This window comes from Pseudoflavonifractor sp. HCP28S3_F10 (assembly GCF_052065415.1).
Taxonomy (GTDB): Bacteria; Bacillota; Clostridia; order Oscillospirales; family Oscillospiraceae; genus Pseudoflavonifractor_A.
This window is the reverse complement of sequence record NZ_JBQHUB010000059.1, coordinates 1-2,051: the sequence shown is the minus strand read 5'-3', so window position 1 is coordinate 2,051 and position 2,051 is coordinate 1. Positions and strand designations below refer to the sequence as shown.

At 66.3% G+C, this 2,051-nt stretch carries 2 protein-coding genes; both read left to right on the top strand.

All coding sequences use genetic code 11. The features are described 5' to 3' along the window. Nucleotides 1-392: 392 nt before the first annotated feature. Nucleotides 393-1,142: a dihydroorotate dehydrogenase electron transfer subunit gene (locus ACTNBZ_RS14250; protein ID WP_441210932.1), complete on the top strand. Its 750-nt coding sequence runs from the start codon at nt 393-395 to the stop codon at nt 1,140-1,142. Then, nucleotides 1,135-2,051 (top strand): dihydroorotate dehydrogenase (locus ACTNBZ_RS14245; RefSeq protein WP_441210930.1); only part of this gene is annotated, 917 nt, incomplete at its 3' end. The genes ACTNBZ_RS14250 and ACTNBZ_RS14245, both read left to right, overlap by 8 nt.

The window sequence follows — 2,051 nt, the reverse complement described above, 5'->3', positions numbered from 1 at the left end:
ACTTGTGTGGTCGGGTGTGGTTTTTTTTTTTTTTTTTTTTTTTTTTTTGGTGGCGGGGCGGCCCCCCCCCCCCCCCCGCCGCAAGGGCCGGATGGGGATCATTCGGGGTATGCGTGAAAAATCGGACGGCGGGGTGCGTCTGTCCGGGATGTGTGTGAATGTGGGACGGCGGGGCGAGGGCGCCCTGCCCTACTGGGCCTCCCTCTGGGCCTTTCTTTTCCCCCTTTCTTTTGGCGAAAAGAAAGGGGGCGCCGTCCGCGCAGGACGCCTGCGCGGCGAGCGCGGCCCCCGTCCCGCCCCCGTGGGGCGAAATAATCCCCTGCCCCGGACAGGGCCTCAAAACAAATTCCCCCGCCGGACTGCCCGGCGGAAGAAGGAGTCTTTTTATGCCAATGGAACAGATTTGCTCCGTACTCCGTGCGGAGAAGCTCAATCCCTATGCTTACGCCCTGACGCTAGAGGCCGGGGAACTGGCCCGGGCGGCTCAGTGCGGCCAGTTCGTCCATGTGAAGTGCGGACACAGCCGCCTGCTCCGCCGGCCCATCTCGGTGTGCAATGTGGAGGACACCCGGCTCACTCTGGTCTTTGAGGTCCGGGGCGAGGGCACCGAGTGGCTCTCCTACCGGGAGGCGGGGGACAAACTGGACGTGATGGGCCCCCTGGGCCACGGCTTCGACCCCTCCGGGGAGAAGATCATCGTGGTGGGCGGCGGCATCGGTGTGCCTCCCATGCTGTACACGGCGCGGAAGGCCGCCGGAGAGGTCCACGCGGTGGTGGGCTTCCGTTCGGCTGACCGGGCCATGCTGCTGGATGAGCTGGGCGCCGTGTGCAAAAGCGTGTCGGTGGCCAGCGACGACGGTACCCTGGGCTACCACGGCTTTGTGGACGCGGTGGTGCGGGACAAGCTCTCTGAGGGGGGCTATACCGCCGTGCTGGCCTGCGGTCCCAAGCCCATGCTCAAGTCCATCGTGAAGGTATGCGATGAATACGGCGTGGCCTGCCAGGTCTCCATGGAGGAGCGGATGGGCTGCGGCGTGGGCGCCTGTCTGGTGTGCGCCGTGCCCATGGCCGACGGTACCATGAAGCACGCCTGCAAGGACGGCCCGGTATTTGACGCCAGGGAGGTGGACTGGAATGCCTGATGTGAATATGAGCGTGACTCTGGCCGGAATGACCATGAAGAACCCGGTGGTGGTGGCCTCGGGCACCTTCGGCTTCGGCCGGGAGTACGGACAGTTCTACGATCTCAGCGAGCTGGGCGGCATCTGTGCCAAGGGCCTCACCCTCCACCCGCGGGAGGGCAATCCCGCCCCCCGCATTGCCGAGACCCCCATGGGCATCCTCAACTCTGTGGGCCTTCAGAACCCCGGCGTGGACGCTTTCATCACCCACGAGCTGCCCTTCCTGCGGCAGTACGACGTGAAGGTCATCGCCAACATCTCGGGCAATACCCCCGAGGAGTACGGTATTATGTGCGAGAAGCTCTCCGCCGCCGGTGTGGATATGATCGAGGTCAACATCTCCTGCCCCAATGTGAAGGCGGGGGGCCTGGCCTACGGCACCCGGCCCGAGCTGGCCGCTGAGGTGACCCAGATGGCCAAGGCCCACGCGGGCAGCGTGCCCGTGATGGTCAAGCTCTCCCCCAACGTCACCGACGTCACCAAGATTGCCCGGGCGGTGGAGGGGGCGGGGGCCGACGCCCTCTCCCTCATCAATACCCTGCGGGGCATGCGCATTGATGTGAACACCCGCCGCCCCATCCTGAAGATGAACACCGGCGGCCTGTCCGGCCCCGCCGTGCTGCCCGTGGCGGTGCGGATGGTGTGGGAGGTCTCCAATGCCGTCAACATCCCCGTGCTGGGCATGGGCGGCGTCAGCAAGGGAGAGGACGCGGCCCAGCTTATGCTGGCCGGCGCCTCCGCCGTGGCGGTGGGCACCGCCTGCTTCGCCGATCCCTTCGCCCCCATCAAGGTGCGGGACGGCCTGCGGGAGATCGCCGCGCGGCAGGGCCTCTCCGCCGTATCGGAACTCACCGGCGGCGTGAAGCCATG

Excerpts from the sequence above, each read along its gene's own strand:
- ACTNBZ_RS14250 (WP_441210932.1), top strand. The coding sequence starts at position 393 with ATGGAACAGATTTGCTCCGTACTCCGTGCGGAGAAGCTCAATCCCTAT.